27 protein-coding genes and 1 tRNA gene are annotated in these 26,479 nt (G+C 63.4%); 13 read left to right on the top strand and 15 right to left on the bottom strand.

Annotation, left to right across the window (positions count from 1 at the left end):
- Positions 1-236: 236 nt before the first annotated feature.
- The gene (gene tnpA, locus METAC_RS0106650; protein WP_084143478.1) at positions 237-662 is read left to right on the top strand and encodes an IS66-like element accessory protein TnpA; all 426 of its coding nucleotides are present in this window, start codon (positions 237-239) and stop codon (positions 660-662) included.
- A gap of 487 nt (positions 663-1,149) precedes the next feature.
- Positions 1,150-2,484 carry a DUF3422 family protein gene (locus tag METAC_RS0106655; protein WP_026606431.1) on the top strand — a complete coding sequence of 445 codons (1,335 nt, stop codon included), beginning with the start codon at positions 1,150-1,152 and terminating at the stop codon, positions 2,482-2,484.
- 18 nt (positions 2,485-2,502) lie between these two features.
- Here the strand turns inward: METAC_RS0106655 and METAC_RS0106660 are convergent, their stop codons facing one another.
- Positions 2,503-4,326, bottom strand: coding sequence for a cation:proton antiporter domain-containing protein (locus METAC_RS0106660; protein ID WP_026606432.1), 1,824 nt, complete (start codon positions 4,324-4,326; stop codon positions 2,503-2,505).
- 144 nt (positions 4,327-4,470) lie between these two features.
- Here METAC_RS0106660 and xseA point away from each other — a divergent pair, with 144 nt between their 5' ends.
- A complete protein-coding gene (gene xseA / locus METAC_RS0106665) occupies positions 4,471-6,048 on the top strand; it encodes an exodeoxyribonuclease VII large subunit (protein ID WP_026606433.1) in 1,578 nt (525 codons plus the stop codon).
- 77 nt (positions 6,049-6,125) lie between these two features.
- On the opposite strand, the gene murI is transcribed toward xseA, so the two are convergent.
- The 4 genes from murI to METAC_RS0106685 form a co-directional block, all read right to left on the bottom strand.
- Positions 6,126-6,965 carry a glutamate racemase gene (murI, locus tag METAC_RS0106670; RefSeq protein ID WP_026606434.1) on the bottom strand — a complete coding sequence of 280 codons (840 nt, stop codon included), beginning with the start codon at positions 6,963-6,965 and terminating at the stop codon, positions 6,126-6,128.
- A gap of 145 nt (positions 6,966-7,110) precedes the next feature.
- Positions 7,111-7,986, bottom strand: coding sequence for an RNA methyltransferase (locus METAC_RS22630; RefSeq protein ID WP_051335796.1), 876 nt, complete (start codon positions 7,984-7,986; stop codon positions 7,111-7,113).
- Positions 7,987-8,102: 116 nt separating this feature from the next.
- Positions 8,103-8,189: transfer RNA gene (locus METAC_RS0106680), tRNA-Leu, on the bottom strand.
- A 184-nt stretch (positions 8,190-8,373) separates the two neighbouring features.
- Positions 8,374-8,610, bottom strand: coding sequence for a hypothetical protein (locus METAC_RS0106685; protein WP_026606435.1), 237 nt, complete (start codon positions 8,608-8,610; stop codon positions 8,374-8,376).
- Between the two features lie 227 nt (positions 8,611-8,837).
- Between METAC_RS0106685 and METAC_RS0106695 the strand changes: the two genes are divergently transcribed.
- Positions 8,838-10,592, top strand: a complete 1,755-nt coding sequence (locus METAC_RS0106695; RefSeq protein WP_245257432.1) for an AMP-binding protein — start codon at positions 8,838-8,840, stop codon at positions 10,590-10,592.
- Between the two features lie 103 nt (positions 10,593-10,695).
- On the opposite strand, the gene METAC_RS22635 is transcribed toward METAC_RS0106695, so the two are convergent.
- The 4 genes from METAC_RS22635 to METAC_RS0106715 form a co-directional block, all read right to left on the bottom strand.
- Positions 10,696-11,991, bottom strand: coding sequence for a PrpF domain-containing protein (locus METAC_RS22635; protein WP_051335428.1), 1,296 nt, complete (start codon positions 11,989-11,991; stop codon positions 10,696-10,698).
- A gap of 98 nt (positions 11,992-12,089) precedes the next feature.
- Positions 12,090-12,611, bottom strand: coding sequence for a hypothetical protein (locus METAC_RS0106705; RefSeq protein WP_156898129.1), 522 nt, complete (start codon positions 12,609-12,611; stop codon positions 12,090-12,092).
- Positions 12,612-12,868: 257 nt separating this feature from the next.
- Positions 12,869-13,510, bottom strand: a complete 642-nt coding sequence (locus tag METAC_RS0106710) for an NrsF family protein (RefSeq protein ID WP_026606438.1) — start codon at positions 13,508-13,510, stop codon at positions 12,869-12,871.
- The gene (locus METAC_RS0106715; protein WP_026606439.1) at positions 13,507-14,079 is read right to left on the bottom strand and encodes a sigma-70 family RNA polymerase sigma factor; all 573 of its coding nucleotides are present in this window, start codon (positions 14,077-14,079) and stop codon (positions 13,507-13,509) included. The genes METAC_RS0106710 and METAC_RS0106715 overlap by 4 nt, the downstream gene beginning before the upstream one ends.
- A gap of 212 nt (positions 14,080-14,291) precedes the next feature.
- Here METAC_RS0106715 and bufA1 point away from each other — a divergent pair, with 212 nt between their 5' ends.
- The 6 genes from bufA1 (at position 14,292) to METAC_RS26360 (ending at position 17,828) form a co-directional block, all read left to right on the top strand.
- A complete protein-coding gene (bufA1, locus tag METAC_RS0106720) occupies positions 14,292-14,582 on the top strand; it encodes a BufA1 family periplasmic bufferin-type metallophore (protein WP_026606440.1) in 291 nt (96 codons plus the stop codon).
- Positions 14,583-14,726: 144 nt separating this feature from the next.
- Complete coding sequence (locus METAC_RS0106725) at positions 14,727-15,035, top strand: BufA1 family periplasmic bufferin-type metallophore (protein WP_026606441.1); 309 nt, start codon at positions 14,727-14,729, stop codon at positions 15,033-15,035.
- Between the two features lie 80 nt (positions 15,036-15,115).
- Complete coding sequence (gene bufB, locus METAC_RS22640) at positions 15,116-15,985, top strand: MNIO family bufferin maturase (RefSeq protein WP_036255352.1); 870 nt, start codon at positions 15,116-15,118, stop codon at positions 15,983-15,985.
- A 50-nt stretch (positions 15,986-16,035) separates the two neighbouring features.
- Entirely contained in the window at positions 16,036-16,800 is a 765-nt protein-coding gene (locus tag METAC_RS0106735) for an HvfC/BufC N-terminal domain-containing protein (protein WP_026606442.1), read from the top strand.
- Positions 16,801-16,812: 12 nt separating this feature from the next.
- Positions 16,813-17,259 (top strand): DoxX family protein, encoded by a 447-nt coding sequence (locus METAC_RS0106740; RefSeq protein WP_036255354.1) that lies wholly within the window; start codon positions 16,813-16,815, stop codon positions 17,257-17,259.
- Positions 17,260-17,573: 314 nt separating this feature from the next.
- A complete protein-coding gene (locus METAC_RS26360) occupies positions 17,574-17,828 on the top strand; it encodes a hypothetical protein (RefSeq protein ID WP_156898130.1) in 255 nt (84 codons plus the stop codon).
- 81 nt (positions 17,829-17,909) lie between these two features.
- On the opposite strand, the gene nadC is transcribed toward METAC_RS26360, so the two are convergent.
- The 6 genes from nadC to rsmI form a co-directional block, all read right to left on the bottom strand.
- Entirely contained in the window at positions 17,910-18,767 is an 858-nt protein-coding gene (nadC, locus tag METAC_RS0106755; RefSeq protein ID WP_026606444.1) for a carboxylating nicotinate-nucleotide diphosphorylase, read from the bottom strand.
- Positions 18,768-18,784: 17 nt separating this feature from the next.
- Complete coding sequence (locus METAC_RS0106760; RefSeq protein ID WP_245257433.1) at positions 18,785-20,317, bottom strand: L-aspartate oxidase; 1,533 nt, start codon at positions 20,315-20,317, stop codon at positions 18,785-18,787.
- Positions 20,314-21,312, bottom strand: a complete 999-nt coding sequence (gene nadA / locus METAC_RS0106765) for a quinolinate synthase NadA (protein ID WP_026606446.1) — start codon at positions 21,310-21,312, stop codon at positions 20,314-20,316. The genes METAC_RS0106760 and nadA overlap by 4 nt, the downstream gene beginning before the upstream one ends.
- Positions 21,313-21,371: 59 nt before the next feature.
- Positions 21,372-22,334 carry an NUDIX hydrolase gene (locus METAC_RS0106770; protein WP_026606447.1) on the bottom strand — a complete coding sequence of 321 codons (963 nt, stop codon included), beginning with the start codon at positions 22,332-22,334 and terminating at the stop codon, positions 21,372-21,374.
- A 202-nt stretch (positions 22,335-22,536) separates the two neighbouring features.
- On the bottom strand, positions 22,537-22,917 hold the full coding sequence (locus METAC_RS0106780) for a YraN family protein (RefSeq protein WP_026606448.1): 381 nt from the start codon (positions 22,915-22,917) through the stop codon (positions 22,537-22,539).
- The gene (gene rsmI, locus METAC_RS22645; protein WP_036255356.1) at positions 22,914-23,864 is read right to left on the bottom strand and encodes a 16S rRNA (cytidine(1402)-2'-O)-methyltransferase; all 951 of its coding nucleotides are present in this window, start codon (positions 23,862-23,864) and stop codon (positions 22,914-22,916) included. The genes METAC_RS0106780 and rsmI overlap by 4 nt, the downstream gene beginning before the upstream one ends.
- Before the next feature lie 260 nt (positions 23,865-24,124).
- Between rsmI and METAC_RS0106790 the strand changes: the two genes are divergently transcribed.
- The 3 genes from METAC_RS0106790 (at position 24,125) to METAC_RS0106805 (ending at position 26,396) form a co-directional block, all read left to right on the top strand.
- Positions 24,125-25,405 carry a penicillin-binding protein activator gene (locus METAC_RS0106790; RefSeq protein ID WP_084143479.1) on the top strand — a complete coding sequence of 427 codons (1,281 nt, stop codon included), beginning with the start codon at positions 24,125-24,127 and terminating at the stop codon, positions 25,403-25,405.
- A 493-nt stretch (positions 25,406-25,898) separates the two neighbouring features.
- Positions 25,899-26,060 carry a DUF3309 family protein gene (locus METAC_RS25690; RefSeq protein ID WP_036255357.1) on the top strand — a complete coding sequence of 54 codons (162 nt, stop codon included), beginning with the start codon at positions 25,899-25,901 and terminating at the stop codon, positions 26,058-26,060.
- A gap of 153 nt (positions 26,061-26,213) precedes the next feature.
- Positions 26,214-26,396, top strand: coding sequence for a DUF3309 family protein (locus METAC_RS0106805; RefSeq protein WP_026606451.1), 183 nt, complete (start codon positions 26,214-26,216; stop codon positions 26,394-26,396).
- Positions 26,397-26,479: the final 83 nt, after the last annotated feature.

The following is a 26,479-nucleotide window of genomic DNA, read 5'->3' on the forward strand; positions in this document are numbered from 1 at the left end:
CGACTGATTTTCTCGACCAATCCCCAATCTCGCGCGCGCCGACGGCCTTAATCCGCCGTTCAGCTTAGCGCTGATTTAACGTTGCATGTCGCGCCGAACCCTTTTGAAGGCGGTGCGAATGCGGCGGTCAGGTCGAGGGTCGCGCGCGCCGGCGATCCGGCGTTCTGGATTAATCTCGTTTTTCGAGGCCGGCGAGCGCTCTACGGCTGCCCCGGACCCGATCAAAAGGCCATCTGATGCTACACGTCAAAAACTGGGATGTGGCGCTTGCTGCGGCCCCCCCACGCCGAACGATGGAATTTCAAAGCGCCGCCAAGCGGCGATATTTCAGCGCCGAAGAAAAGGCGCGGATCGTCGCGGAGAGCTTCGAGGATGGCGCGTCGGTCTGTTCCGTCGCCCGCCGGCACGGCCTGATGGCCGCGCAACTCTTCGCCTGGCGGAAGAACGCGCGCCTCGGCGGCGGAGATTCATTCGCGGCGAAGAATAACGCCGACCCCGCGCTCGAAATGGAGATGGCGCCGTCTCAAACGGCGCAGGCGGGCGCGCCGCAGCGCCCTGCTCCGATCGAAATCGCGATCGGCGACGCAATCGTGCGCGTGCCGCCCGGCTCCGACGCCGCGACCTTGCGCATGGTGCTGGAGATGCTGGCCGCGAACGCGTGAACGACCATGCCAGCTTCAAAGCTGCGTCCAATCGCCACGATGAACTAAATGCGGGCGGAAGGCCAACAGCTGCCTTTCCGCCTCTTGCTCGGATGAACCTTTTCATTCTCCCGCCGGGCCTGACCCCGCGTCGGAGAATGACGAGGCCAATAGCCGCAGTCGTTAACTCGGATGCCGTCTCGCAGATCCGCGCGGCGTGATTTGCGGCTTCACGCCCAAATGAGCTACACGATGGCCATAGGCTCGAATCGCGGGCGGCGCGCATTTATCTCGCCCTGGGGGCCGCAAGCCTCGCTCAGGCTCGAACATGTTTTAAGAGGCCGCAGAACGGAATCTCGATGAGCCGAGCTCATCCGATCCGCCGCCTCAAATAGGGATAAGGACAAAGCAAAGCGGCGGCCCCCCTCTTTTCCGGGCCGCGAGCCGCTTGAGATGCCCGAGAATCGATCCAGCAGCGCGCTGTGCGGCAGCGAGCAATAGGCGAGACATGAATAGCTTGACCGAAACGCGCGAACCCGAGGCAAGCGGCTTTACCGAACATCCCTTGCGCGACCGCGTCCTCGCGGAAGTCCACGCGCGTCCTTTCGTGCCGATCGAGGGACCGAAACGCATTTTGCATTTCGCCTTCATGACGGATCACGAAGAGGCCGCGGATGCGCGAGCCGCGCTCACCGATTTCTGCCTCGCCCGCGCTTGCCCGCCGCCACCCGCCAACGCCAAGCAGCACCGGATCGAGCTTCAGGCCGCCATACTTCGTTGGGAAGTTCACGCCGAATTCGTCACCTACACTTGGGAGTTTCCGCAGGCGGCCGAAGCGCCGCGTTTTGGCAAAGGCAAGACACTGCCGATTCAGCCGAGCGCGGACGAGCTCGCGAGCCAGATGCGGCTTTTGCCCCAGCCCGGCCCCCTGCTGGTGGCCGTCGATCTTCGCCTTTTGCCGGCCGCCGTCGTCGGCGAAACCTGGCGAACCCTGTTCGTGCCCGGTCAGCTCGCCGCATCTGACGTGCTGGATGGGGCCGCCATGGTCGCGACGGACTTTCAGCCCGACGCTCTTGGCTTCGTCCGCCTGCTCGTTCTCGACCGAAAACTCACGCCGAACGATGCGGGCTCGCTCGTGCAACGTCTGCTCGAGGTCGAGACCTATCGCACCCTGGCTTTGCTCGGGCTCCCGAAAGCGCTGGAGCTTGGGCCGGAAATTCGCCGCATCGAGATCGAATTGCCGCGCCTCGTCCAGCTGATGCGCGAGGCCAAGGGACTGGAGGCCAGCCGCATCTTGCTCGATCGGCTGACGGCTCTCGCCGCCGAGCTCGAGGAAGGCGCGGCCCAAAGCCTTTACCGTTTCGGCGCGACCCGGGCCTATCATGAACTCATGACCCTGCGCCTGGCGTCGATCCGCGAGAGTTCGATCGCCAATCTGCCGACGCTCGCGTCCTTTCTCGCGCGCCGGCTGACGCCCGCCATTCGCACCTGCAGCGCGACCGAGGCCCGCCAGGAAGATCTCTCTCGCAAGCTCGCCCGCGCAGCGCAGCTCCTGCGCACCCGCGTCGACATCGAGCTCGAAAGCCAAAACCGGGATCTCCTGCGCAATATGGGCGAAAGAGTTCACCTTCAGTTAAAGCTTCAGCAAGCGGTGAAATGGGTGTCGATCGCCGCGATCACCTATTATCTGTTGTCGATCCTGCATCTCATTTTTGAAGGCGTCCATCGCGAGATGGAGACGCTCGATCCCGTGGTCGCGACGGCAGGCGCCGTTCCCTTCATCGCCGGCGCGGTGTTGTGGTTCTTCCACCGCCTCGGCAAGCGCATCGCGGAATCGACTTGAGCGGGCGGACTGCGGCGCTCACGCGATTTCGTCGTCGGCCTCTGGTTTTGGCCTGCGCAAGTTAATCTCCTTCATACGAAGCGATAGCTTTCGCGCGTGCCTGGCTTCGGCGCGAAGGGCGACGGGTTGCAGAATCTTCCTGAATTCGTCGCGCTTTTCATGAATTGAGGCGATGACGAGCCCCATCGGGACTCCCATCTCGACGAGCACCGCTTCCGACAACTGCAGGCTCGCCTCGATGGTCTCGGGCACCGCATCCGTCACGCCGAGCTTATAGAGGATCGTTGCATGATGCGCGTCGCGCGCACGGGCGACGATCGTCAGATGGGGAAAATCCGCCCTCGCAATACGGACGATCTGCTCGGCCATGCTGGGCCGATCCATGGTGATGATGAGTGCCTTGGCGCGGGCGAGGCCGCAGCGGGCGAGAAATTCGGCGCGCGAGGCGTTGCCCCAATAAATCTCGACGCCGTCGGCGCGATAGCGCTTCACCAGGCTTGCGTCGGTGTCGATCGCCATAAAGCTGATGGAATGGGCTCGCAGCATGTCGCCCACGAGCCTTCCGACCCGACCATAGCCGACGACGATCGCGTCATGCGCGAGCTCGTGCTCCAGCTCCGGCGGCGGGGCCGATTCCACGGCGATCTGCGGGCGAAACAGCCGCTGCGTCAACGCGCCCAGCGCCGGCGCCACAAACATGGAGAGCGTCACCGCGACCGCCATTTGGGCGCCTAAGCCCCCTGGCGTCGCCCGCGCCGCGACCGCAGCCGCAATGATGATGAAGGCGAACTCGCCGCCGGGCGCGAGCATGAGCGCCGCCTCGGTCGAGACGGAGGGCGTGAAGCGTAAGATCCGCGCGACCAACCACACGACGCAGAATTTAATGAGGATAAACCCCGCCATCAGTTCGATTGTCCGCAGCGGCGCGGCGAGGACCTCGGAAAAATCAAGCCGAGCTCCGACGGAGACGAAGAATAAGCCGAGCAAGAGGCCCTTGAAGGGCTCGATCGTCACCTCGATCTCGCGTCGATATTCCGTCTCAGCCAGAAGAACGCCCGCGAAGAATGCGCCAAGACCCATTGACAGCCCGCTCATCGCGGTCAGCACCGCCGTGCCAATCACAACGAGCAGGCAGGCGGCGACGAAAAATTCCGTCGAGCCCGCGGCCGCGACATGATGGAACAAGGGGCGCAGGACGAGGCGGCCTCCGATGACGAGAATGCTCAAGCCCGCGGCCGCAGGAAGGAAAGTCGAGAAGAGAGCCGCGCCCAGATCAAGCTCGCGAATCCCGAGCATGGAAACCATGAACAGAAGCGGCGCGACCATGAGATCTTGAAAAAGCAGCACCGCGAAAATCGTCCGGCCGGCCGTCGTCGCCAGGCGTTTGGACTCGGCAAGAACCGGGATGACGATGGCGGTTGACGACATGGCCAAGGCGAAGCCGAGAACCGCCGCCGATGTCGGTTGCTCGCCGAATAGGAGAGCTGCGAAGCCGAGCGCCGCCGCCGAGCCGAAGACCTGGAGCGCGCCGAAGCCGAAAACGGCGCGCCGCATGGTCGCCAAGCGCTCCCAAGATAATTCGAGCCCGATCATGAATAATAAAAAGACGACGCCAAACTCGGCGACAGGCGCGATCTGCTCAAGATCTTCGAGCACGAAAGCGCTGAGCCACGGGCGTCCATGCGCGAGCGCGCCGAGGCCGTAAGGTCCGAGCAAGACACCGGCGACCAGGAACCCGAGCACCGGACTGACCCGCAAACGGCGGAAAAGCGGCGCCACGACGCCGGCCGTCGTGAGAAAAATCAGCGTTTCTTTATATTGCTCCGGCGCGAAACTGGTCATTGATCTCCTTCCGATCGTGCGATTTGGCGACAGTATCAATTGTAGTCGCCATCGGCTCGACATTCTCTCCACAGATAAAGGAATTTCCTACCCGGAAGCCGCGTCCCGCTTTCCCAGGCGGATTGATTCCGGCATTCTCACGCCATGCCCGATCCCTTTCCAAGCAACGCTCCCGAACTCTCCGTCAGCGAGCTCTCCTCGGCCCTCAAGCGAACGATCGAGGATCGATTCGGCTTTGTGCGCGTGCGCGGCGAGATCTCGAATTTTCGCGGCCAGCATTCTTCGGGCCACGCCTATTTCTCCTTGAAGGACCAGTCGGCCCGCATTGACGCGGTGATCTGGAAAGGCGTCTACGCTAAGCTCAAGACCAAGCCGCAGGAAGGTCTCGAAGTCGTCGCGACCGGCAAGATCACGACCTATCCCGGCAAATCAGCCTATCAGATCGTGATTGAGGCGCTCGAGCCGGCAGGAGTCGGCGCGCTGATGGCGCTCTTCGAGGAGCGCCGCCGGAAGCTCGGGGCGGAAGGACTTTTCGACGAGGCGCGCAAGCGGCCGCTCCCCTTTCTGCCTTCCTCGATCGGGGTCGTCACATCGCCGACCGGCGCAGTCATCCGCGACATTTTGCACCGCATCGCTGAGCGCTTCCCGCGGCGTGTTCTGGTTTGGCCCGTGCGCGTCCAAGGCGAAACCTCGGCCGCAGAGGTCGCCGCTGCGATCGACGGATTGAACGCTCTTCCCGAAACCGGCCCTATGCGGCGGCCAGATGTGATCATCGTCGCGCGCGGCGGCGGATCGCTTGAGGATCTCTGGAGCTTCAACGAAGAAATCGTCGTGCGCGCAGCCGCGCAAAGCAGGACGCCGATCATCGCCGCCATCGGCCATGAGACGGACTGGACCCTGATTGATTACGCCGCCGATCTGCGCGCCCCGACGCCGACAGCCGCGGCCGAGAAGGCCGTTCCCGTCCGCGCCGAGCTTGCCACGACCTTAGCCGATCTTGGGCGTCGCGAATCGGGCGCTATGTTTCGGCTCGGCGAGAGACGGCGGGCCGATCTTCGCGCGCTGCTACGGGCGCTGCCGCAGGGAGAGGCCATTATCGCCCTGCCCCGCCAGCGCCTCGATCATGTCGGCGCGCGCCTTGGAGCTGCCCTCTCCAAGGCGCATGACCGTCAGCGCATCGGCCTCGCCCGCCTGTCGCATCGACTATCTCAGCAATCGCCGCACGCAAGGCTCGCGCGAAGCGCCGAGCGCCTCGCGGGTCTCGGAGGGAGGCTTGGCCGCGCGCTCGACTCCGGACGCGAGGCCAGACTGCGAAGGCTCGCGCACGTTGGAGCGAGGCTCGCCGCCGCTCGATCGACATCGAGAAGGGTCGAAACCGAAAAGCTGAGCGCCGCCCGCCACCGAATCGACGCCTTGGCGAGGCGCTTAAGTTACGGCGTCAACGCCGGCGTCGCCACACGCCGGACCACGCTCGGCGCCCTCGCGCAATTGCTCGGAAGCCTAGGCTATAAGCAAGTGCTGGCGCGCGGATATGCGCTGGTGCGTGACGCGGATCAGAGACCTTTGCGGCTCGCCGCCGAGATCAGAGACGGCGCGGCGCTCGAAATCGAGTTCGTCGACGGGCGTAGAAGCGCAATCGCCGGACCGGCGAAAGACGCCGCCCCCGCGAAGCCGGCCGTGAAAAAAGGGCGCGCGAAGCGCGATCAAGGCTCGCTCTTTTAAGAGCGATTTAGAGCGCGTTCTGTCGGATGCTCTCAATCCAACCGACAAGAACTCGCTTCAGAACAAGCTCGACGAGGTCAGGCGAAGACCAATGGCATGGGCTCCATGCCGATCTTGCCGATGCCGCGCTTGCGCAAGGCCTCGGAAAGACGCTCGCTCGGAGCCGCCGAACTGGTGAAAAGAGCGCGATGCTGCGTCGCGGGCTCCAAATGTTCTTGCGGCGCGGGAAAGCCGAGATCTTCCCGCAGGACATGATCCGTCCGCCGCGCGATTGCGGGCGCGGGGTCGATCCATTGGACCGCCCAGGGCGCAAGCCGCGCGAACTGATCGATCAGCAGCGGATAATGCGTGCAAGCGAGGACGATGCAATCGGTGCGCTCCCCTTCGGAGACGAAGGCGGGCGCAATCTCGCGCAGGATGGCCGCATCGGACGGGGCCTCGCCCTGCATGAACGCCTCGGCGAGGCTCGCCAGAGCGCTTGAGCCGACAAGCGTCACGACGCAATGTGCGGCGTAAGTGCGCACCAATTCCCGCGTGTAATCGCGCGCGACCGTGCCGGGCGTCGCGAGAACCGAGATCAACTTGGAGCGCGACAGGCTCGCGGCCGGCTTCACGGCGGGAACCGTGCCGACAAAGGGGATCAGCGGGAATTGCCGGCGCAAATGCGGAAGCACGAGGGTCGACGCCGTATTGCAGGCGATGACGACGGCGTCCGGCGCGGCCTCCGCGATCAAACGCTCCATGACCGTCATCACCCGCGCGACCAAAGCCCCCTCTTCCAACTCCCCATAGGGAAAGCCGGCGTCGTCGGCGGCGTATATCAATTGCGCGTCCGGCCGCGCGCGCGCGATTTCCGCAAAAACAGTCAGCCCGCCCAAGCCGGAATCAAAAACAAGGACTTTGGGCGGCTGCGGCATCGAGGAAACCGAAAGTTGATTGGCGCGTCGCCATGGCTCTTGGCGACGGGAGATCGCCGCTGCGCCATGAAAGCAGTTATTGGTTAACCAATAATTCGGTCAAAAAAGAATTGAGATCATGGCGAAACTCCGCCCCGCCGCCGGTTCATCCTTCATCCTTGGGAGGCTGCGACGACTCTAGAGGGACGGCGCCGAAGTCATGCGCCAAATTTTCCTCTTCGCGCGCCGCCTCCCGCCGGCCGGCCCTCGGCCCGTCGACGAGCCGGACCACCATGCCGCGCAGCGTGCGCACGTCCTGCTCGGAGAGTTTCATGCGATGAAAAATATTGCGCAGATTGCGGCGCATGACCGGCTGCTTGCCGGGCGGCCGGAAAAAGCCGGCGCGTTCAAGCTCGCCTTCCAGATAAGCGAAAAAGGAAAGAACCATGTCGCGGGACGCGGCCGGCGAACGCTCCGTCGGCGCGAAAGGCGCTTTCGCGTCCGTCGCGGCGCGCATCCATTCGTAGCCGGTCAGGAGAACAGCCTGGGCGAGATTAAGCGAGGCATAGGCCGGATTCACCGGAAAGGTCAGGATCGCATCGGCCAAGGCGACCTCGTCATTGGCGAGACCGGTGCGTTCCGGGCCGAAAAGCACGCCGTGCTTCTCACCACCGGCGATCGCCGCCGCGCTTTGCGGCATGGCCTCGGCCGGGGTCAGGATCGGCTTATGCTGGCCGCGCTCGCGCGCGGTCGTCGCCCAGACGAAATTGAGATCGGCGACGGCGCCCTCGACGCTGTCGTAGAGCTTGGCCGCTTCGAGAAGATGCACGGCCCCGGCCGCTGCGGCATAGGCGCCTTTCTTCAAGGCGCCGGTGCGGGGCCAGCCCTCGCGCGGCGAGACAAGCCTAAAATCGGCCAGGCCAAAATTGGCCATCGCCCGCGCGCACATGCCGATATTCACAGCGAGTTGGGGCCTGACCAGAATGATCGTGGGACCACCGATAAGACTTGGCTTGGTCCGATCCGTGCCGGCGCCGGTCATGGGCGACGCTCTCCGAAGCTCGCGCGCCAGCTCATCGCAAATGGAGGCAAAGCTTGACGATAAGGAAACGAAGGCTTTCAGGAAGCCGATCGCGCGACCGGCGGAGCCCGGAAATTTGGTGCGGGCGGTCGGAATCGAACCGACACTCTGTCACCAGAACCGGATTTTGAGTCCGGCGCGTCTACCAGTTCCGCCACGCCCGCCGACAGGAGCCAATATCTCGGCGGCCCCTGAATTGTCGTTTCAACGATCGATCATCGGACCCGCCCGAAACAAAGGTAGATCGCCGAATATCGAGGGCTTTTCGTATCGGATTGCGTCCGGTCCCGCAACCTCATGCGGCGTCGCCGCGCAAGATTTTTCACCCCCGCGCGAGCCCGACTGAACCTATTCCCGGATAGGCTCGTTTTTGATTGCGGTGCGCATGAAATAATAGAGAAGGACGAGCCCGCACAAGGCGAAGCCGCCCTCGATGATGCGGCTCACGAGCGGATCGAGCTGCAGGAGGCCGCCGAGCGCCCAACCGGCCGCCCAGGAGGCCCCGACCATCTCGGTGCCGACCAGGATCGCGACGGCTAGGAGGGTCGAAAAATGGACCCAATTAATTTTCTTTGTTTCAGCCAAATCTCATGAGCTCCGAAACATGCGGCGGCCTATGCGCGTATATCATAGCGTCAGGCTCGGCAAGCGGCCGAGGCCTTTCGGACGATCGACCAAGATAAAAAAGCGCCAGCGCGCCGCATCGGCCCTTGAACCGGGAGGCTTAGGCGGCGACATCGGGATAAAGCCATGTCCTTGAGAAACTGGCGACAAAATTAGCGACAGGCCAAGGGCAGGCCGAGGAGACGCCGATGAATGAAGACATGACGGCGGCCAACAGCGCCGTTGGCGACGGATCGCCGTGGCTCGCCTTGTATCCGGCTAACGCCCCGGCGCGAATCGAGGCCGCGCCCTATCACCTGCTCGCCGACGCGCCGCGCGACCTCGCGAAGCGACGCGGCGACGCCAAGGCCTTCACCGACATCCTGCCGAATGGAATGTCCGCGAGCCTCAGCTTCGCGGAAGTCGATCGCTATTCGGACGATTTCGCCGCTTATCTCCGCGAGGTGCTAGCGCTCGAGCCCGGGACACGCGTGGCGATCCAGATCCCGAATGGGCTCGCCTATCCCGTCGTCGCCTTCGGCGTGTTCAAGGCCGGCTGCATCCTGGTCAATGTCAACCCGCTCTATACCGCCGCCGAAATGGCGCATCTCTTTGCCGATTCGGAGCCCGCCGCGATCATAGGCCTCGACATGTTCGCTGACAGGCTCGACGCGGCGATGGAAAAGGTCCCGATCCCACATGTGATCCTGACGGAGGCCGCGAGCCTCTTCCCCATGCCGCGGCGCCAATTGATCGGCTTCGTCCAGAAATATGTGAAGAAGCAAATTCCGCGGCCGGGCTTCACGTCGACCAGTTTCGCGAAGGCGCTCGCCGCCGGCGCCGCGCGCGTGAGATCAGGCGCAGATATCGCTTCTTACACGCGCGGCCTCGATCCCTCCGCCCCGGCCTGCCTGCAATATACCGGCGGAACCACTGGGATCAGCAAGGGCGCCATCCTGACGCATCGCAATCTCATCATGAATGTCGCACAATTTTTGAGCTTCACCGGCGCCGACATCAACGAGAATGATCGGCTTCTGACGGCGCTGCCGCTCTACCATTGCTTCGCTTTCACGGTGAATTTCTTGGGCTTCTTCTTCCGCGGCGCCCATAATGTCGTGGTCCCCAATCCGCGGCCGCTCAGCAATTTGCGCAAAGCTTTCGAGAAGGAGGACATCACCTTCATCACCGGCGTAAACACTTTGTTCAATGGGCTGTTGCACGAGGCCTGGTTTTGCGAAAAGCCTCCGCTCAGCCTGCGCCTCTCAGTCGCCGGCGGCATGGCTTTGCTGGATTCGGTCGCGGCGCAATGGCGGGACGTCACCGGCACGCCCGTCATCGAGGGCTATGGCCTGACCGAATGCTCGCCCGTGCTGACCTTCAATCCGGTGCATCGCGTCAAGCGCGGATCAATCGGGGTGCCGCTTCCTTCGACCGAGATCAAATGTGTCGATGAAGACGGGCGCGAGGCGCCGATCGGCGCGCCGGGCGAGCTCGTCGCGCGCGGACCACAAGTGATGGCGGGATATTGGCGCCAGCCGGATGAAACCAAAAACGTGCTGCGCGACGGTTGGCTCTACACTGGCGACATAGCAACGATGGATGAGGAAGGCTATTTCGCGATTGTCGATAGGCGCAAGGACATGATCCTCGTCTCCGGCTTCAATGTCTATCCGAACGAGGTCGAAGCCGTGCTGAGCAAGATGCAAGGCGTGAAGGAATGCGCGGTGGTCGGCGTGCCCGACGAGGCGAGCGGAGAAGCCGTCAAGGCCTTCTTGGTTCGTCGCGATCCGACGCTCCAGGCCGAGACGATCCGCGCCTTCTGCAAGGGCGAACTGGCGGCCTACAAGGTCCCGAAATTCATCGTCTTCCGCGATGAATTGCCGAAGTCGAACGTCGGCAAGATCCTGCGCAAGGATTTGCGTTGGGAAGGGCTCCTGGAGCAGGGCCTGCGCCGGCAGTGACGGCGGCGCAGGCCTCCCGCAGAAGAAAGTCTGAGGACCCGCCGCTCCTAATTGTCTTCACGGAAGGGCCACCGATCATGCTGGCGGCGGATGGGCTCGCCTCCTAACGCTGGACCGCAATATCCTCGCCGCGCAGGAAATAGGATGCCGCGTCGATATCGCTCGCCAATGTCCAGGCCTTCTGGTCGGATGGGCGGTTCACCTTGATGAAGACCGTGCCGTCGCAGATAATGCGCGCGGTTCGTGGAAAGCTCAGTTCGGCGAATGTCGCCTCGGTCGAATCACCGCCTAGGATCGGGCGCGTACTCAACGCGAACAAGCCGCTGGGATGACCGAGCGTCAGAAGGCCGCCTTGACCCGCCTTCAGCGCGCCCTCGCGCAAGGCCCGATTGGGCACAGTGCCGGGAATGGCCGCGGCGGCGGCAAGGCAGGTCGACCCGCTGCCCGGCGCGGCTGAATGCATGATCGATTCGAGATAGAAGCGCGCTACGAGATCGACCGACTCCGCCTTGACCAAATGACCGTCGAGGTCGGTGTAGGCGGCTGGCGCGGCGACCGAGACGGCGAAGGGCAGCGTCGCCTCGCCGATCGTTTGCAGCGTGTACTGATTCCAGCCGATCAATTGGGCGATCTTCAGCCGTAGCTCGGTCAGGCGGGCGAGCATGCCGGGCGGCGTCAGGATCGCGCCGGTGGGCGACGGCAGTTCCAGACCTGTGCAGCCCAGCCCGAATTCCTCCGCGCGGAAGAAACCGCAAATATTGACCATGTCGACGATGGTGACGTCGACCTTGCCGCCGTCGCTCAATACGACGGTGTCGACCAGATTGCCGGTGGGAAAGGTCCGACCGGTGAAACCGCCGCCTTGTTCGCGGAAGTCGACCAGGATTTCCGCGCCCGTTCCAGGCACCCCGCCGATCGCCGTCTGGCCGGCGACCCGCGCCTCGCCGTTCGCCACGTCGAGGGTCATGTACATCATCTTCTGCGTGTTGGTCGAAAAGGCGCGCACCGTGACGCGGCCATCCGGAACGCCTGGAATCATGTTCTTCATCAAGGCGAACACCGGCACCCCGGCCGAAATGTTGCCGCAGTTCATCTTGTAGGTGACGGTCGCCGGCTGGTCGGGAAAGATCTGCACGAAGGTATAGTCGACATCAGCGCCGGTGCGCGTCGAAGGTTGCACGATCGCGGTCTTCGATTGCAGGATGGTGTTGCCGCCGAGTCCGTCCATCCCCATCGGGTCGGGCGAACCGCGCACCGCCAGCAGGAATTCCTCGAGCCCGTGGCCCGGCAAGGGGACGTTGCGCCCCTCAAAATAGAACCCCCGGCTGCTGCCGCCCCGGATCAATGTGATCGGGGCCAGCATCTGTTCGAGATTGCGGTCAAAGCGAAACCAGCTCATTGCGTCAGCGCGTCACGCCCTGACGGCGTTCGATCGCGTCCCAAATTTCCGCCTCGAATTGTCATCCAGGCCACCATCGCGTCTTCGGCGCTCAGCCCTTAATGACCATGGGCGCCTGAAAAGGGCGGCGGGTCGTCATCCTCGTCATCGCCGCCGCCATAATAGCCGGCAAAAAACGGCGTGCCGACGCCATCGTTCGGATTGAAGACGCCGTGGTGATGGCCGAAGTTCTCGCCATAATTGAACGGGAAGGCCCAATTGCTATAGACCGCCGTGCTAGCCACGGCGATGCCGATATCCTGCGCCCTTTGCATGGCGCGGCGTTGGCGGTAGCGCCAAGCGGCGATGCGAACGCCCAAAGGCAGAGGATAAAATCCCGCGCCGCTGGCTCTGTCGCCGAACAAGGGCGCGAAATGAGAGGGTCCGCGCGCGGCGGTCAGTCGGCCCCGCACCCGGCCCGAGCCATGTCCCGCATAAGCATATCGCGCGGCGACCCCTTGCGGATGGACGTGGCGCGCGCTCGCTCGCCGTGAGTTCGCCGACGCGGCGTCCGGCGTCATATCGAGCGCCGCAAGCGCCGCGAAGATCGCCAAAACTGCCGCTGATTTTCCTAACCGCATTGATCCGCATCTCCAGCCGGGCTAGAGCCCGTTCCGACGGGGTGGACTGATCCAATTAGAACGCGCTCTAGATCAATAAGTTAGAACATCTTCTGATCGAAAAAGCCGATCAACTTTTTCGATATATGCTCTAGCGGCAATGTCCCGCTGAAGCCCAACGCCCCAGGATCGGAGCGGTTCCGACGCTATGAAAGCGAGGCCGCTCGAGCACGATTTATTGATGATGATCGAGGGGACAGGCGCGGGCGAAGCGCCGCTCACCAGCGCAGAAGGCGCGCCCCAACTAAAGCGCCGACGGCGGCGACGAAGGCGATCGCCAAACCGTACCAGGCTGTGACGAAAAAGGGCGAATCATCCGGGCAATGCGTCGCATAGAGCGCCGCGCCGACAGCGCCCGCGAAAAGCCCGGCGCCGGCTCCCGCCAGGGCCGGATGCTCCGGCGCCCCATGGCGCAGGGCCAGCAAGGCCGCGACGAGCGGGGCGGCGGCGAGCAGCGGGATGCTCGCCAAGCAAGAGACCGCGTTATGGCCAATGAGTTGGCGTCCCCATTCCGCGGCCGGGACCGTAAGCGATTCAACGAGATCGGCGGCGACAAGCAAAGCCGGCGCGAGCGCCAGCAGCAGGGCGACGGCGCGCGTATCCGCGCCGGGCCGGGCGAGGCGCAAGATGAGGCGAGCGGAGAGCGCCGCCAAAAGAAACGTCAAGGCGAGCTTGAAGACGAGCCGCGGATTCTCTCCGAGCAAAGCCAACAGATGCGGGCGGACGCCGAGAATGGCGAAATAGAGCGCCAAGGCGATCGCGATGGCCGGCGCCAAAGCCTGCCGCAAAGCGCGACGCGGCGACGCGGGGCGAAAGTCGGCGTCGGCCGACAGCGCGCGGATAAGATCGCCGGTTTTCATGCGTCAGCCATTCTGAACTTGACGGCTAGGGCCGCGAGGCCGCGATGAAGCGCCACCCGGACTGCGCCTTTGGTCATCGCGAGTCGACCAGCCGCTTCATCGATCGACGCGCCGTCAACCGCGACGATGCGCACGACATTGCGCTGCCCTGGCGGCAGTTCATCGAGATGGCGGTTGACGTCGGACACAAGCATATTCGGCTCGGCCTCATCTTGCTTCAGGCTCTCAGCGAAATCCTCGATCGGAAGATCGACGCGGCGGCCGCGACGCCGCAAAGCGTCGATGATCTTGTGTCGCGCGATCGCCCAGAGCCAAGGCGAAAAAGGAGCTGTCTTCTCCCAGGTCTGGCGCTTGAGATGAACGGCGAGGAGAATCTCCTGAACGACGTCTTCCGCATCCGTTTCGGCCATGCCGGCGTGGGCCAAGCCGCGCCGCGCCGCAGCGCGAAGCGTCGGCGCGAGGCTGCGCAACAATTGCTGGTAGCAAGCCGCGTCGCCTGCCATGGCGGCCCGCATCAACATGGCCCATTCCTTCTCGCGAATTTCTCCGCCCACCAACGTCTCACCCATAGCTTCGGCCGACGGAGCCCTTTGTTACAGTCTACGCCGCGGATCGGCAGCATTTTTTTGTGATCGCGAAAGCCGCCGGGCTGCGTAACGCATGCGTCCATCGAGCCGAACTAGGCTGCATGGGACAGAGCTGAGCCCCGTTCCGGCATCGCGCCGAGCGGCTCAGTCGCGCCTCATGATATTTCTCAAATTCGCGCCAGAAGGAATTCGACATGACCGACAAGACACAACACGCTGCGGCCTCGCTCGCCGGAGCTTTCGCCGCCGCGCTCTCGCTTATGGCTTCTTCGGCCTCAGCGGGCCCTGTCGCTCCGCAGCCGTCCATGGACAAATGCTACGGCGTCGCCTTGAAAGGTGCCAATGATTGCGCAGCCGGCGCTGGCGCGAGCTGCGCCGGGACGTCAAAGGCCGACTATGAGCGCAGCCGCTGGAAATACGTCCCCAAAGGCACATGCGAGTCGATCGTCACGCCGGAAGGCCACGGCATGAACAGCCCCACCTGACGCCTGCCCGGCGCCGCTCCGACAGGCGTTAAAATCCAGCTGACTCGGGGTGGCGCCATCGCGATAATGCTACGCGAACGGGCGGGAGACTGCCGTGAAAATCTCTGCCATGAACTTACGCCCGTTTAATCGAAGGGAACAGCCATGACCACGAAGATCACCAAGACCGAGATCGGCGCCGCCGCGCTTGCCGGCGCGCTCGCTACGGCGCTCACGCTCGTCAGCGCGACGGCTTCGGCGCAGACAATGGGCGGCGACAAGGCCGGCAAGGAGAAGTGCTACGGCGTCTCCCTGAAGGGAGAGAATGATTGCGCGGCCGGCGCCGGCACGAGCTGCGCCGGCTCGTCGAAAGTCGATTATGACGGCTCGATCTGGAAATATGTTCCGAAGGGGACCTGCGAAACGATCAAGACGCCTCAGGGGACGGGCTCGCTGAAGCCGGTCAAGTCGTAAGACTAAAAGGATTTGCGTGAAGGACGCGGCCTCGACCGCGCCCTTCCCTTCGCCCGGAAAGAACACAAAGGGGCGCATCCATGCGCATCGCCTCATCGCTTCCAGCAAGCGCCGGCGTCGGCTTCAAGCCGCAACATTTCCCGGCCATCGCCGCCGTCGCCCAGCCGCTCGGCTTTTTCGAGGTCCATGCGGAAAACTACATGGGCGCCGGTGGTCCTCCGCACGCCCAGCTCGGCTTCCTGAGAGAGCGCTACGCGCTATCCTTCCATGGCGTCGGCCTGTCGATCGGTTCGACCGAGCGGATCGATCGCGCCCATCTCGCGCGGCTGAGGATCCTTTGCGACCGCTATCAGCCGGAGAGCTTTTCCGAGCATCTCGCCTGGTCGTCCCATGGCGGGATCTTCTTCAACGACCTCCTGCCCCTGCCCTACACGCAAGCAACCCTCGCTACGATCATTGAGCATGTCGATGAGGTTCAGGCTGCGCTCGGACGCCGCATGCTGCTCGAGAACCCCGCGACCTATGTGCGCTTCGCCGAGAGCGAGATTTCAGAGCCCGCCTTTCTCGCCGCGATTGCGGGCGCGACCGGTTGCGGGCTTCTGCTCGACGTCAACAATGTTTACGTCTCGGCGCGCAACCATGGCGCGGAGGCGCGCGTCTATCTCGACGAATTTCCGCTCGATCTCGTCGGCGAAATTCATCTCGCCGGCCATTTCGAGACGGTCGACGAGGCGGGCGCTCCCCTCTGCATCGATGCGCACGGATCGCCGATGATCGACGAGGTGCTTGCGCTTTATGAAAGCGTGATTGGCCGCACGGGCCCATTGCCGACATTGATCGAGTGGGACAATGACGTGCCGGATTGGCCGATTTTGCTCGGGCAGGCGCAAAGCGCGCAAGCCGTTCTCGACCGTTGCTGCGCACGCGATCGGGCGCAATCGGCGGCTTGACGTATGTCGCAAGAATTCGGTCTCCAACAGGATCTAAAGGCGAAGCGATCATGCCGCACGCGCTCCAAGCCGAATTTGCGACGGTCCTCCGCGATCCGGCCCTCCCGCTACCGACCAGCGTGATTTCACATACGTCGCGCACGCCGCAAAAGCGCTTCGCCGTCTACCGCAACAATGTCATGGTCGGCTTGATCGGCGCTTTGGAGTCCCGTTTTCCAGCGACCCGGCGCATCGTCGGCGACGAGTTCTTCGCTGCGGCGGCGCGCGTCTTTGCGTCGACGCAGCCGCCGCGCTCGCCGCTCATGATGACCTACGGGGACGAATTTCCCGATTTTCTCGCTAGTTTCGAGCCCGCCGCCGAGATCGCCTATCTCGCCGACGTGGCGGGCCTCGAGGCCGCCCGCACCCGCGCCTATCACGCCGCCGATGCAGCGCCGCTCGAGCCCGCCGCGTTCAGCCAGATTGACGCAGACAGGCTCGCGGACCTTTGCATCGTCCTGCATCCCTCGGTCGAGATTATTCGTTCACAATTTCCGATCGTCGTGATTTGGGCGATGAACGCAGGCGACATGGAGCTCGGCCCCGTTGCGGATTGGCGCGGCGACGACGCCCTTGTCGCGCGGCCGGCGCTCGACGTCGAGGTTCGCCGCCTGCCCCCTGGCGCGGCGGCCTTCCTCCAAAGCCTTTCGGCGGATGCTCCGCTCGGCACGGCCGCGGAATCCGCGGCCGCGAGCGATCCCGCATTCGATCTCGCTGTAAATCTCGCGGCGCTGTTTTCGGCGGGGCTCGCCATCTCAGCGACGCATCGTCCGTAAAGGATCCTCGACATGAAGCTCGTGCAGGCGATCGGCGGCGTCAACGCGCTCCTCGACCGAATTCCACAGTCCTTGATCTCGTTCGCGGCGCGGATCTTCCCCGCGGCCGTGTTTTGGATGTCGGGGCGCACGAAGGTCGAGGGCTGGCATCTCAAGGACTCGGCGATCGCCCTGTTTCAAGATGAATATGCGCTGCCATGGATCGACCCCGAAATCGCCGCGAGGATTGCGGCCTTCAGCGAGCATTTCTTTCCGATCCTGCTCGTGATCGGCCTGGCGAGCCGTTTCGCGGCGCTTGCTCTGCTCGGCATGACCGCCGTGATCGAGATCTTTGTCTATCCCGACGCTTGGCCGACCCATGGCGTCTGGGCGACCTGCTTCCTTGTCGTCATCGCGCGGGGGCCTGGAGTCCTTTCCCTCGATTATCTGCTCGGGCGGATTTCTTCGTCGCGCCGATGACATCCGAAAATCGGGGCCGCGGCGCGATCAAGACGCTGAATGCGAATGAAGCGCGCGACAGTGGCGCCCGCAAGCTTCTTTAGAACATAGCTGTAAGGCAGTTACATTCGGTCTTGCATGTATTTGCGAACAAAATTATTCAATTGCCTGCGTGAAAACCTATATTTATATTTATCTTGCTTGCCCAAATATAACGAAAACGTGAAGGCGGTCTCAGGACTTTTCCGACCTATTCGCGAGTCTAGAACATTGTCACATAATCGTCATGAAAGCAGGCGCTCGCCGCCTGCGCGTCAACGCGATGGAGAATGGCAATGATCAAATCTCTCGGGATAGCCTCATTATACATCGGCCTCGCTTTGAGCGGAGGATCAGCTCTTGCTCAAGCCTATTATGGACCTCTAGCGCCCCCGTCTTTGCGCTACGCCACGCCGGACGAGGCGAGCGCCTATCCGCTATACGAAGGCCGGTCCATCTATCGGATGGGACATCCCATGTACTTCAACAATCGAGTTGATGAGAAAGGCTACCCCTCGGGCCTGCCGGAGAACCCACAATCTCCGAACTAAGCGAGCCCTAGGCCGACTGGGAGAATGCTGGTTCGATCGAGACCTTTCGATCCCATGGAGCAGCTCGACCGAGACGGAATTCTACGCCTTGAAGTCGAGGCCGATGTCGAGCACCGCTGCGCTATGCGTCAGCCAGCCGATCGAGATCAAATCGACGTCCGAGGCCGCGACTGCCGCCGCTGTTTCGGACGTGATGCGGCCCGAGGCTTCGGTCACAACGCGGCCGCCGACCAAGGCGACCGCCTTCGCGAGCATCGCGGGATCCATATTGTCGAGAAGCACGGCGTCGACGCCAAATTCCAGCGCTTCCGCGAGTTGCTCCAGCGTGTCGACCTCGACCTCGATCTTCACGAGATGTCCGACGCCGGCCCGGGCGCGCCGCAGCGCCTCGCCGACGCCGCCGGCGACGGCCACGTGATTGTCCTTGATGAGCACGGCGTCGTCGAGGCCGAAACGATGATTGGCGCCGCCTCCGGCGCGAACGGCGTATTTCTCGACCGCGCGTAAGCCCGGCGTGGTCTTTCGCGTGCAGACAATCGCAGCGTGATAATCGCGCACGGCGTCGACAATCGAAGCGGTTGCGCTTGCGATCCCGCTCAAATGACCGAGAAAATTGAGCGCCGTGCGCTCGCCCGTCAATATTCCGCGCGCCGGCCCGCTGATCGTTGCGATCACGTCCCCCGGCGCGAGTTCGCCGCCATCCTGCTTTTCACAGCGAAACGCGATCTGCGGATCGAGAAGCTCGAAGGCCAGCCTGGCCAGATCAAGCCCCGCGACGACGCCCTTCTGCCGGGCGACGAGAGCGGTTTTCACCTTGAAGCCGACCGGCGCGATCGCGTCGGTCGTAATGTCTCCGGCGCGCCCGAGATCTTCGAGCAATGCGCTGCGAACCAGAGGCTCCAGCATGATCCGAGGAAGCGGCGAGAGCGGCGGCGCCATGGACCTAGCCTTTCCACTCACGCGACCGGCTCGACGGCGAACTCGCGCGCCAAATCCAAAGCCTCGTCGAGCTTGAGAAAGCTTCTTCGCGCCTCGACCGCCTTGCCGGGAAAATCCGTGCGCGCATGAGCGCCGCGACTTTCCTCGCGGCGCAGCGCGGCGATGACGATCATCAGAGCGACGATAGCCGCATCCCGCGCGGGGCCGTCGCCCTGCGCCATAGGATAAAGCGCGCGCACGGCGTTGCGCAAACCGTCGGCGTCGCGCAAGACGCCTGCCGCCGAGGATAGGACGCCTCGCACCGGCGCGGGATCGCTACCGACGAAGCGCGCCGACGGCGCCGTCTTAGCCGGCCGTCTCGCGCTGGTCCCGCTGATGCTTTCAGCGACGAAACGCCCACAGACCGCCGCTTCGAGCAGGGAATTGCTGGCGAGGCGGTTCGCACCATGGAGCCCGGTGCAGGCGGCTTCGCCGCAAGCCCAGAGCCCTTCGACCGAGGTCCGGCCGGCGAGATCGACGGCGATTCCGCCCATATGATAATGCGCCGCTGGACGAATGGGGATCGGCTGCGCGGCGGGATCAATTCCCTCGTCCCGGCAAAAACCCGCAATCGCAGGAAAGCGTCGCGGAAAATCATCGCCGACCGCGTCTCGCGCGTCGAGAAACACGCGATGGCCCGCCGTCATGCGCCGCCAGACGGCCCGGGCGACCACGTCGCGCGGCGCGAGCTCCGCGCCGGGGACGCCCGCCATGAATCGATGGCCTGTCTCGTCAATCAGGATCGCGCCTTCTCCGCGCACCGTTTCACTGATCAGCTTTAGCGGAAAGGACTTTCCGTCGAGGGCCGTCGGATGAAATTGGACGAATTCCAGATCGGCCATAAGGGCGCCGGCCTCAGCCGCAAGCGCGAGGCCTTGGCCGAACGAGCCGGCGGGATTTGTGCCATGTTCATAAAGACCGCCGACGCCGCCCGTCGCGATGACGATGCGATCGCAGGCGAAGAAGACCGGCCCGCAATGGGTGTTGACGACGAGGCCCGCGACCGCATTGTCCTCTACGATCAAACGCCTGGCGGCCGCCCGCTCGATAATGGTGATCGAAGGCGTCTCGTAGGCGAGCCGCGTCAAGGCCCGCATGATTTCCCGGCCGCTGCTGTCGCCGCCGGCATGGACGATGCGCCGACGCGAATGGGCCGCTTCGAGGCCGAGCAGAAGATTTCCATCTTGGTCGCGATCAAACGGGGCGCCGAGGCGGATCAGATCCTCGATCGCGGCGGGAGCGGCGGCGAGAATTCGCCTCGCCACATCTTCGTCGCAAAGCCCGTCGCCCGCCTCCAGCGTGTCGGCGAGGTGCAAGGAAACATTGTCGTCAAATCCGATGCTCGCGGCGACGCCGCCTTGGGCGAGAGCGCTCGACGCCTCACGGCCGAGCGGCGCCTTGCTGAGGAGGATGACCGGCTGCGGCGCCAAGGCCAAAGCCGCGCTCAGGCCGGCAAGGCCGCCGCCGATGACGATGCACGCGCCCGCCGCGTCTCGGATCTCGTCGATCACTTGACCGCCAACATGCGCTCGACCGCGCGGCGCGCCGGGGCGGCGAGCGCCGGATCGATCGTGACCTCGTGCCGCATGGTTTCCAGAGCGCGCCTTATGTTGCCCAAGGTGATCTTTTTCATGTGCGGGCAAAGATTGCAGGGCCGGACAAATTCAAGCTCAGGATATTGGATCGCGACATTGTCGCTCATCGAGCATTCGGTCAGAAGCACGACGCGAGCGGGACGATTATGCGCGACATAGGCCGCCATTGCGGCCGTGGAGCCGGCGAAATCCGCTTCGGCTATGACCTCGGGCGGGCATTCGGGATGCGCGAGGACGACCACGCCGGGATAATCCTCACGCAATTCGCGCACTTCCGCGGCGCTGAAAAGCTCATGCACCTCGCAATGCCCCTTCCAGGCGATCACCTCGACGCCCGTATCGGCGGCGACATTGCGGGCGAGATATTCGTCGGGCAGCATGATGACCCGCTCGACGCCGAGCGACTCGATGACGGCCCGGGCGTTGCCGGAGGTGCAGCAGATATCGGACTCCGCCTTGACCGCCGCCGACGTATTCACATAGGTGACGACCGGAACGCCCGGATAGGCCTGCCTTAGGAGCCGAACGTCTTCCGGCCGTATGGACTCGGCGAGCGAGCAGCCCGCGCCGAGATCCGGAATCAGCACCGTCTTGTCCGGATTGAGCAATTTCGCCGTCTCGGCCATGAAATGAACGCCCGCGAGAACGATGACGTCGGCGTCGACCGTCATCGCCTCGCGAGCTAGCGCGAGGCTGTCGCCGACGAGATCAGCGACGCAATGAAAAATTTCCGGCGTCTGATAATTATGCGCCAGGATCACGGCGTTGCGCGTCCGCTTCAACGCCATGATCGCGTCGATCTCCTTCGCATGGACCGGCCATTCGATCGCGGGAATCGCATGACGAACTTTCTCATAAAGATCGTCCGCATAGAGTTTTTCTGAACGCTGCAAGTCGACAACCGGCGCCATGGCCTTATACTCCAGATGAGTATTATCAAGGCATATGCTGGTGTTGAGCATAAGATTTGTCAAGCCCTGGAGATCGGGAGCTTGGTTCCGGCGACCGCCCGTTCGGCCAATATGTCGCGGCGGAAGCGAAACAGTTTCGCTGGCCGTCCGCCCGTGTCCTGGCTGGTTTCCCCGGTTTCCTCGACCAGTTCCTGCTGTTCGATCAGGCGGCGGAAATTCTGCTTGTGAACAAGGCGACCGGCCAAAGCTTCGACGCAACGCTGAAGCTGCAGGAGCGTGAAGGTTTCCGGCATCAACTCGAACACCACCGGATGATATTTGATCTTGGCCCGAAGCCGGGCGATGCCTGTCGCCAGAATGCGGCGGTGATCGAGCACCATGGCCTGACCCGCATTGGGCATGGCGTTGCTGAAGGCGCCCTGCTGTTCGCCGCGCGTGGCTTCCGTAATGAGGCCAGCCTCGTAAAGCAGCTCATAGCGTTGCAGCACGAGCTCCTCGTTCCAGGGCCGATCCTCGAAGCCGAAGGTGATGATTGCCCGCTGCCAGCGATTTTGGCGGAGGAACTGATCTCCGGCCGCATCGGACCAGGCGCGCAATCTCGGAAGGAACTCGTCCGCGATCAGGGCCGGCGCGCCGAGACGATGATCCTCCCAGGGAAAATAGAGATACCAGCTGCGCCAGCTCGCTTCATATTCGCCGGACGCCCGCTGCTCGCGAGTGAGGCCGAGATAGCTGATCGAGATCACCGGCTGCTCGCCGCCGCCGCGGTCCCGGTCGGCGAATGTGTAGAGCTGCTCGATATAGCCGAGCGGCAGCCTGGTTTGCCGCTCGACCCATGCGCGAAGGCCGGATTGCAACGACCGATGCGCGAGCTGAAAAGGGCCGGACGGCAAAGCGCGCTGATCCGCGATCGTGAGCACGCGCGGCTCCCCGCTGGTCACGGCGACGAGGACGGCGATGAGATCGGCCGCGACGCCGCGTCCGATCAAGAGCGCCGAGGCCGGCGCGGCGATCTCGGCCATGCCGTTGTCTGGATATGTATTCATGACTTTAAGCGTCAAATGGAGCCTGGGCGCGACTCGATCAAGTACGGCTCAGTTGCTAGCAAAAAATCCGAGTTTAAAACGAGCATAAACGCCGACAATGTGAAGCCTCGATTGCGAATGAACAAACTTTCAAAGCACGCCATGCGGGCGTCGGCTCTGGCGAGACGGCCGCACAACCTCATCCCAAATCCAGCTCGACCGCCGCGATCAAGTGGCGCGGCCAGCGCCAAGGCGCAAGATAAACGGCGTCCCCTCGCAAGGTGAGCGCCGCTGCCCAGGGGTTGGCCGCGAGCCAGAAACGCGCCGCCCGTGACATGCGCCGACGCTTGACGAAGTCGATCGCATCCATAGCGTCGTCGAGAGTTTGGCGCGCTTTCACCTCGACGAAGACGACGGCGTCGCCGCGGCGCGCGACAATGTCGATTTCACCGCCCTTGACCTTATAGCGACAGGCCAGAATGCGGTAGCCCCGGAGTCGCAAGGCGACCGCCGCGACGCGCTCGGCGAGAAGGCCACGTCCATGCGCGCGACGCCTTTCGAGCTCGCCGCGCGCGTTCAACGGCCGCGCTCTTGAAGCTCGGCAGCGAGTTCGATCGCCCGTGCGTAGACCTTTCGGCGCGGTTGACCTGTTTCGGCCGAAACCACCGCCGCGGCGTCCTTAACCGAAAACTTTTCGAGCGCCCGGCCCAACCTTTCGTCGAGGCCCTCCCCGGCCAAGACGGCCTCTTCCGCGCCTGGTGGGCCAACGAGCAGCACGATCTCGCCTTTCGGAATGGCTTCTTCCGCAACAGCCGAAGCAAGGTCCGGGAGACGTCCACGGCGAACCGTCTCGAAATATTTCGTCAATTCGCGCGCGATCGCCGCCTCGCGCGGACCCAGAACGGCGACAAGATCGGCAAGGGTCTCTCCCAACCGCCGAGGGGACTCGAAAAACACCAAAGTGCCTGGAATGGACGCGAGCTCGGCGATTCGCTGGCGCCGTGGACCGCTTTTTGGCGGCAGGAATCCTTCGAAGAAAAACCGATCGGTCGGCAGGCCCGCGACGACGAGCGCGGCGAGCACGGCGGATGCGCCCGGAACCGACGTGACCTCTATGTTTTGCGCCAAAGCCTCGGCGACGAGCTTGAAGCCGGGGTCGGATATCAACGGCGTGCCGGCGTCCGAGACGAGGGCGAGCGCCGCGCCGCCGGCAAGACGGGCTATCAGATGCGGGCGCATCACCGCCGCATTATGTTCATGATAAGCGACCAGCGGCGTCGCGATCCCGTAATGGGCGAGGAGCGTTTTGGTCACACGCGTATCCTCGGCGACGACAGCGTCCGCTGCCGCAAGAGTCGCCAAGGCGCGAAGCGAAATATCGCCGAGATTGCCGATCGGCGTCGCGACCACATGCAAACCGCGCCGAATCGGCTCCGCTTCGGCTCTTAGGCCGAAGGCCGTGAAGCTCGCTGGAAGCTCTTTTTCGAGCCGATTCGGCGGGGCGCCACGCGGCTCGCCTAGGCTCATTTTCTTCCCCTCAGCCATTTTTCATCGTCTCACACGCCGCCCCGCCCCAGCAGGTTTGCAGCGCTCTGTTCGATAAAAGAACCAAACGTTCTATTTATAGAACGCACCGCGCAAATTGGCAAGGAAGGAACACATTGTCTCCGTTCCTGTTGCTGCCGATTCGATTTTATGCGTGAAAAGGGGCATAGAATTTCAACGATGACATTTCAGGCATTTTCTCGCTCAGCGCTCGGAGAATTTGCGTTTGGAGGTTGGCCCGGATGAACGCTGTCTCGCGCTGCCGCTCGAAGCGGCGCATCCGCATTCGATCTTTGGACCGCAATCGAACTTTTGACGTCGCCGCGGCGCCTCGCTGCCTTGTCGCATTCGCCCTCGCTCTTTCGCTCGGCGCCTGCAACTCGCTCGGCGGCGGGCCTATCGGCGCCGCTGGGATTGGAGATGGTTCCGGCAATCCACCCAAGGCGCCAACGGCCACCGCGCCCGCCGCCGCCGAACAAATCGGCTCCGGTCCGGTCCACGTCGCGCTCATTCTACCTTTAACCCAGGCCTCCGGTCCGAGCGCGCTCGGGCAGTCCCTGCGCAACGCCGCCGAACTGGCGGTTTCCGAGGCCGGCGCCAATGACATCACGCTGCTCGTCAAGGATGATCACTCGACGCCCGAAGGCGCGCGCATCGCGGCCCAGGCGGCCCTTTCCGACGGCGCCGACCTCATCATCGGCCCTTTGTTCGCGCCGGACGTGCGCGAGGTCGGGCGGATCGCGCGCGGCGCCGGCAAGCCCGTCATCGCCTTTTCGACCGACGCCTCGACCGCCGGGCCGGGCCTCTATTTGCTTTCGTTCCAGGCCGAGGGCTACGTCGACAGAATCATGGATTACTCCGCCTCGAAGGGAAAGAAATCCATCGCCGCGCTTATTCCAGACAATGATTATGGCCGTGTCGCGGAAGGCGCCTTCCAGCAGGCCGCGGCGCGCGACAATATCCGCGTCATGGCGATCGAGCATTACCAGCCGCAGACGCTCGCGGCCGCCGTGCAAAAGATCGCGGCGCTCGGCGATCAAATCGATTCGTTGTTCATCGCCGAACAGGCCGACGCCATGCCGTCTGTCTCGCAAGCCCTGACCACCGCGGGGATCAACGCCAAGCGGGTGCAAATCCTCGGCACAGGCCTTTGGAACGACGCGCGCGTGCTCAAGCTGCCCGCCTTGCAAGGCGCTTGGTTCGCGGCGCCCGACAATGGCGCGTTCAACGCCTTCGCGGCGCGCTACCGCGCCAAATTCGGCTCGGAACCAACGCGGATTTCAAGCCTTAGTTACGACGCCGTATCGCTCGCCGCGGCGCTCGCCCACACGCAAGGCTCGCAACGCTATTCGGAAAATGTGCTGACCAACCGCTCCGGCTTCAATGGAGCCGACGGCGTCTTTCGATTTCGTCCGGACGGGTCGAACGAACGCGGCCTGACCGTTCTCCAGATCAACAATGGCGCGGCCGCGCCGATCAGCCCCGCGCCGCACTCCTTCGCCGGGTCGGCTTCCGCGACATAGATTCATCCAGGGGGACGATAGCGCTCCGATCCTCATCGCCCAAGGATCTCAGCGACCGCACGCCGGTCCCGTTAAGCCCCATGCGGCCCCCGCCCTTTGACCTCTTGGCGGCGCCAAATTGCGCAAAAGCGCGTTCCAATCGAATGGACCGGCCCAATCGATGAGAATTCGCTCCAGATCAATATGTTGGAGCTGTTCCGATCGAAAAAGTCGATCAACTTTTTCGGAACATGCTCCGGCGGGCGGCGTCACGCGCGCAGGAACCGATGCGCCGCGGCCGCGTTTCGAAAATGGCCGCATCGGGACGGCGTCATAAGGAAGCAAGCCGGAGAAAGATCGCGATCTCGGCCTCGAACAGACCTCGCTTCGCCACCACAGCGACATATCTTCAAGCGAATATCGAACTGTCGCCGTCCAGAAGCCGGAGCGGCCCGCTGCATTGGGCGGCGCCCCTCGGTTCGGCGCGCCGAGACATCCGAGTTGGAGCTCCGTCATGTCTCTTTCCACGGTCATTCTGATCATCGTCATCTTGTTGCTTCTAGGGGCGATCCCATCCTGGCCTTACAGTCGGCGCTGGGGCTACGCTCCTTCGGGCGCACTCGGCGCGATCCTGTTGATCGTCGTCATCGTTCTCCTCGCGCGCGGCGGCCTTTGACGGCGGAGCGCGGCGCGCCCGTCAATTGGCGAATTAAAACACCAACGCTGCAATAATATGCCGCATCTTTGGAACCAATCGCCAAGTCAGCCGTTCCCGCTACGCACGATCGTGCGAATTCATAAAAGAAACGGCATAAGAGGGAGACGACTCATGGCATTTACGTTTATTTTCCTGATCCTGGTCGGCACGGCGCTCGTGGCTTCGCTTCCACGTTGGTCGTTCAGCCGCGACTGGGGCTATGGCCCATCGATCGGTTTCGGCCTCGTCTTTGGGTTGGCGCTTTTGATCGCCGTCACCAACGCCTTGAACGGCATCGGCGACGCACAGCACTAAGGCGTGTCGCGAAAGACCAAATCGGTTTTTCGTTCGCGACACGCTCCGGCCTTTCGAGTGCGATCCGGGCCCTTTGATAAAGG

The organism is Methylocapsa acidiphila B2, from assembly GCF_000427445.1.
Classification (GTDB): Bacteria; Pseudomonadota; Alphaproteobacteria; order Rhizobiales; family Beijerinckiaceae; genus Methylocapsa; species Methylocapsa acidiphila.

Excerpts from the sequence above, each read along its gene's own strand:
- tnpA (WP_084143478.1), top strand. The coding sequence starts at position 237 with ATGCTACACGTCAAAAACTGGGATGTGGCGCTTGCTGCGGCCCCCCCA.
- METAC_RS0106655 (WP_026606431.1), top strand. The coding sequence starts at position 1,150 with ATGAATAGCTTGACCGAAACGCGCGAACCCGAGGCAAGCGGCTTTACC.
- METAC_RS0106660 (WP_026606432.1), bottom strand. The coding sequence starts at position 4,326 with ATGACCAGTTTCGCGCCGGAGCAATATAAAGAAACGCTGATTTTTCTC.
- xseA (WP_026606433.1), top strand. The coding sequence starts at position 4,471 with ATGCCCGATCCCTTTCCAAGCAACGCTCCCGAACTCTCCGTCAGCGAG.
- murI (WP_026606434.1), bottom strand. The coding sequence starts at position 6,965 with ATGCCGCAGCCGCCCAAAGTCCTTGTTTTTGATTCCGGCTTGGGCGGG.
- METAC_RS22630 (WP_051335796.1), bottom strand. The coding sequence starts at position 7,986 with ATGACCGGCGCCGGCACGGATCGGACCAAGCCAAGTCTTATCGGTGGT.
- METAC_RS0106695 (WP_245257432.1), top strand. The coding sequence starts at position 8,838 with ATGAATGAAGACATGACGGCGGCCAACAGCGCCGTTGGCGACGGATCG.
- METAC_RS22635 (WP_051335428.1), bottom strand. The coding sequence starts at position 11,991 with ATGAGCTGGTTTCGCTTTGACCGCAATCTCGAACAGATGCTGGCCCCG.
- METAC_RS0106705 (WP_156898129.1), bottom strand. The coding sequence starts at position 12,611 with ATGCGGTTAGGAAAATCAGCGGCAGTTTTGGCGATCTTCGCGGCGCTT.
- METAC_RS0106710 (WP_026606438.1), bottom strand. The coding sequence starts at position 13,510 with ATGAAAACCGGCGATCTTATCCGCGCGCTGTCGGCCGACGCCGACTTT.
- METAC_RS0106715 (WP_026606439.1), bottom strand. The coding sequence starts at position 14,079 with ATGGGTGAGACGTTGGTGGGCGGAGAAATTCGCGAGAAGGAATGGGCC.
- bufA1 (WP_026606440.1), top strand. The coding sequence starts at position 14,292 with ATGACCGACAAGACACAACACGCTGCGGCCTCGCTCGCCGGAGCTTTC.
- METAC_RS0106725 (WP_026606441.1), top strand. The coding sequence starts at position 14,727 with ATGACCACGAAGATCACCAAGACCGAGATCGGCGCCGCCGCGCTTGCC.
- bufB (WP_036255352.1), top strand. The coding sequence starts at position 15,116 with ATGCGCATCGCCTCATCGCTTCCAGCAAGCGCCGGCGTCGGCTTCAAG.
- METAC_RS0106735 (WP_026606442.1), top strand. The coding sequence starts at position 16,036 with ATGCCGCACGCGCTCCAAGCCGAATTTGCGACGGTCCTCCGCGATCCG.
- METAC_RS0106740 (WP_036255354.1), top strand. The coding sequence starts at position 16,813 with ATGAAGCTCGTGCAGGCGATCGGCGGCGTCAACGCGCTCCTCGACCGA.
- METAC_RS26360 (WP_156898130.1), top strand. The coding sequence starts at position 17,574 with ATGATCAAATCTCTCGGGATAGCCTCATTATACATCGGCCTCGCTTTG.
- nadC (WP_026606444.1), bottom strand. The coding sequence starts at position 18,767 with ATGGCGCCGCCGCTCTCGCCGCTTCCTCGGATCATGCTGGAGCCTCTG.
- nadA (WP_026606446.1), bottom strand. The coding sequence starts at position 21,312 with ATGGCGCCGGTTGTCGACTTGCAGCGTTCAGAAAAACTCTATGCGGAC.
- METAC_RS0106770 (WP_026606447.1), bottom strand. The coding sequence starts at position 22,334 with ATGGCCGAGATCGCCGCGCCGGCCTCGGCGCTCTTGATCGGACGCGGC.
- rsmI (WP_036255356.1), bottom strand. The coding sequence starts at position 23,864 with ATGAGCCTAGGCGAGCCGCGTGGCGCCCCGCCGAATCGGCTCGAAAAA.
- METAC_RS0106790 (WP_084143479.1), top strand. The coding sequence starts at position 24,125 with ATGAACGCTGTCTCGCGCTGCCGCTCGAAGCGGCGCATCCGCATTCGA.
- METAC_RS25690 (WP_036255357.1), top strand. The coding sequence starts at position 25,899 with ATGTCTCTTTCCACGGTCATTCTGATCATCGTCATCTTGTTGCTTCTA.
- METAC_RS0106805 (WP_026606451.1), top strand. The coding sequence starts at position 26,214 with ATGGCATTTACGTTTATTTTCCTGATCCTGGTCGGCACGGCGCTCGTG.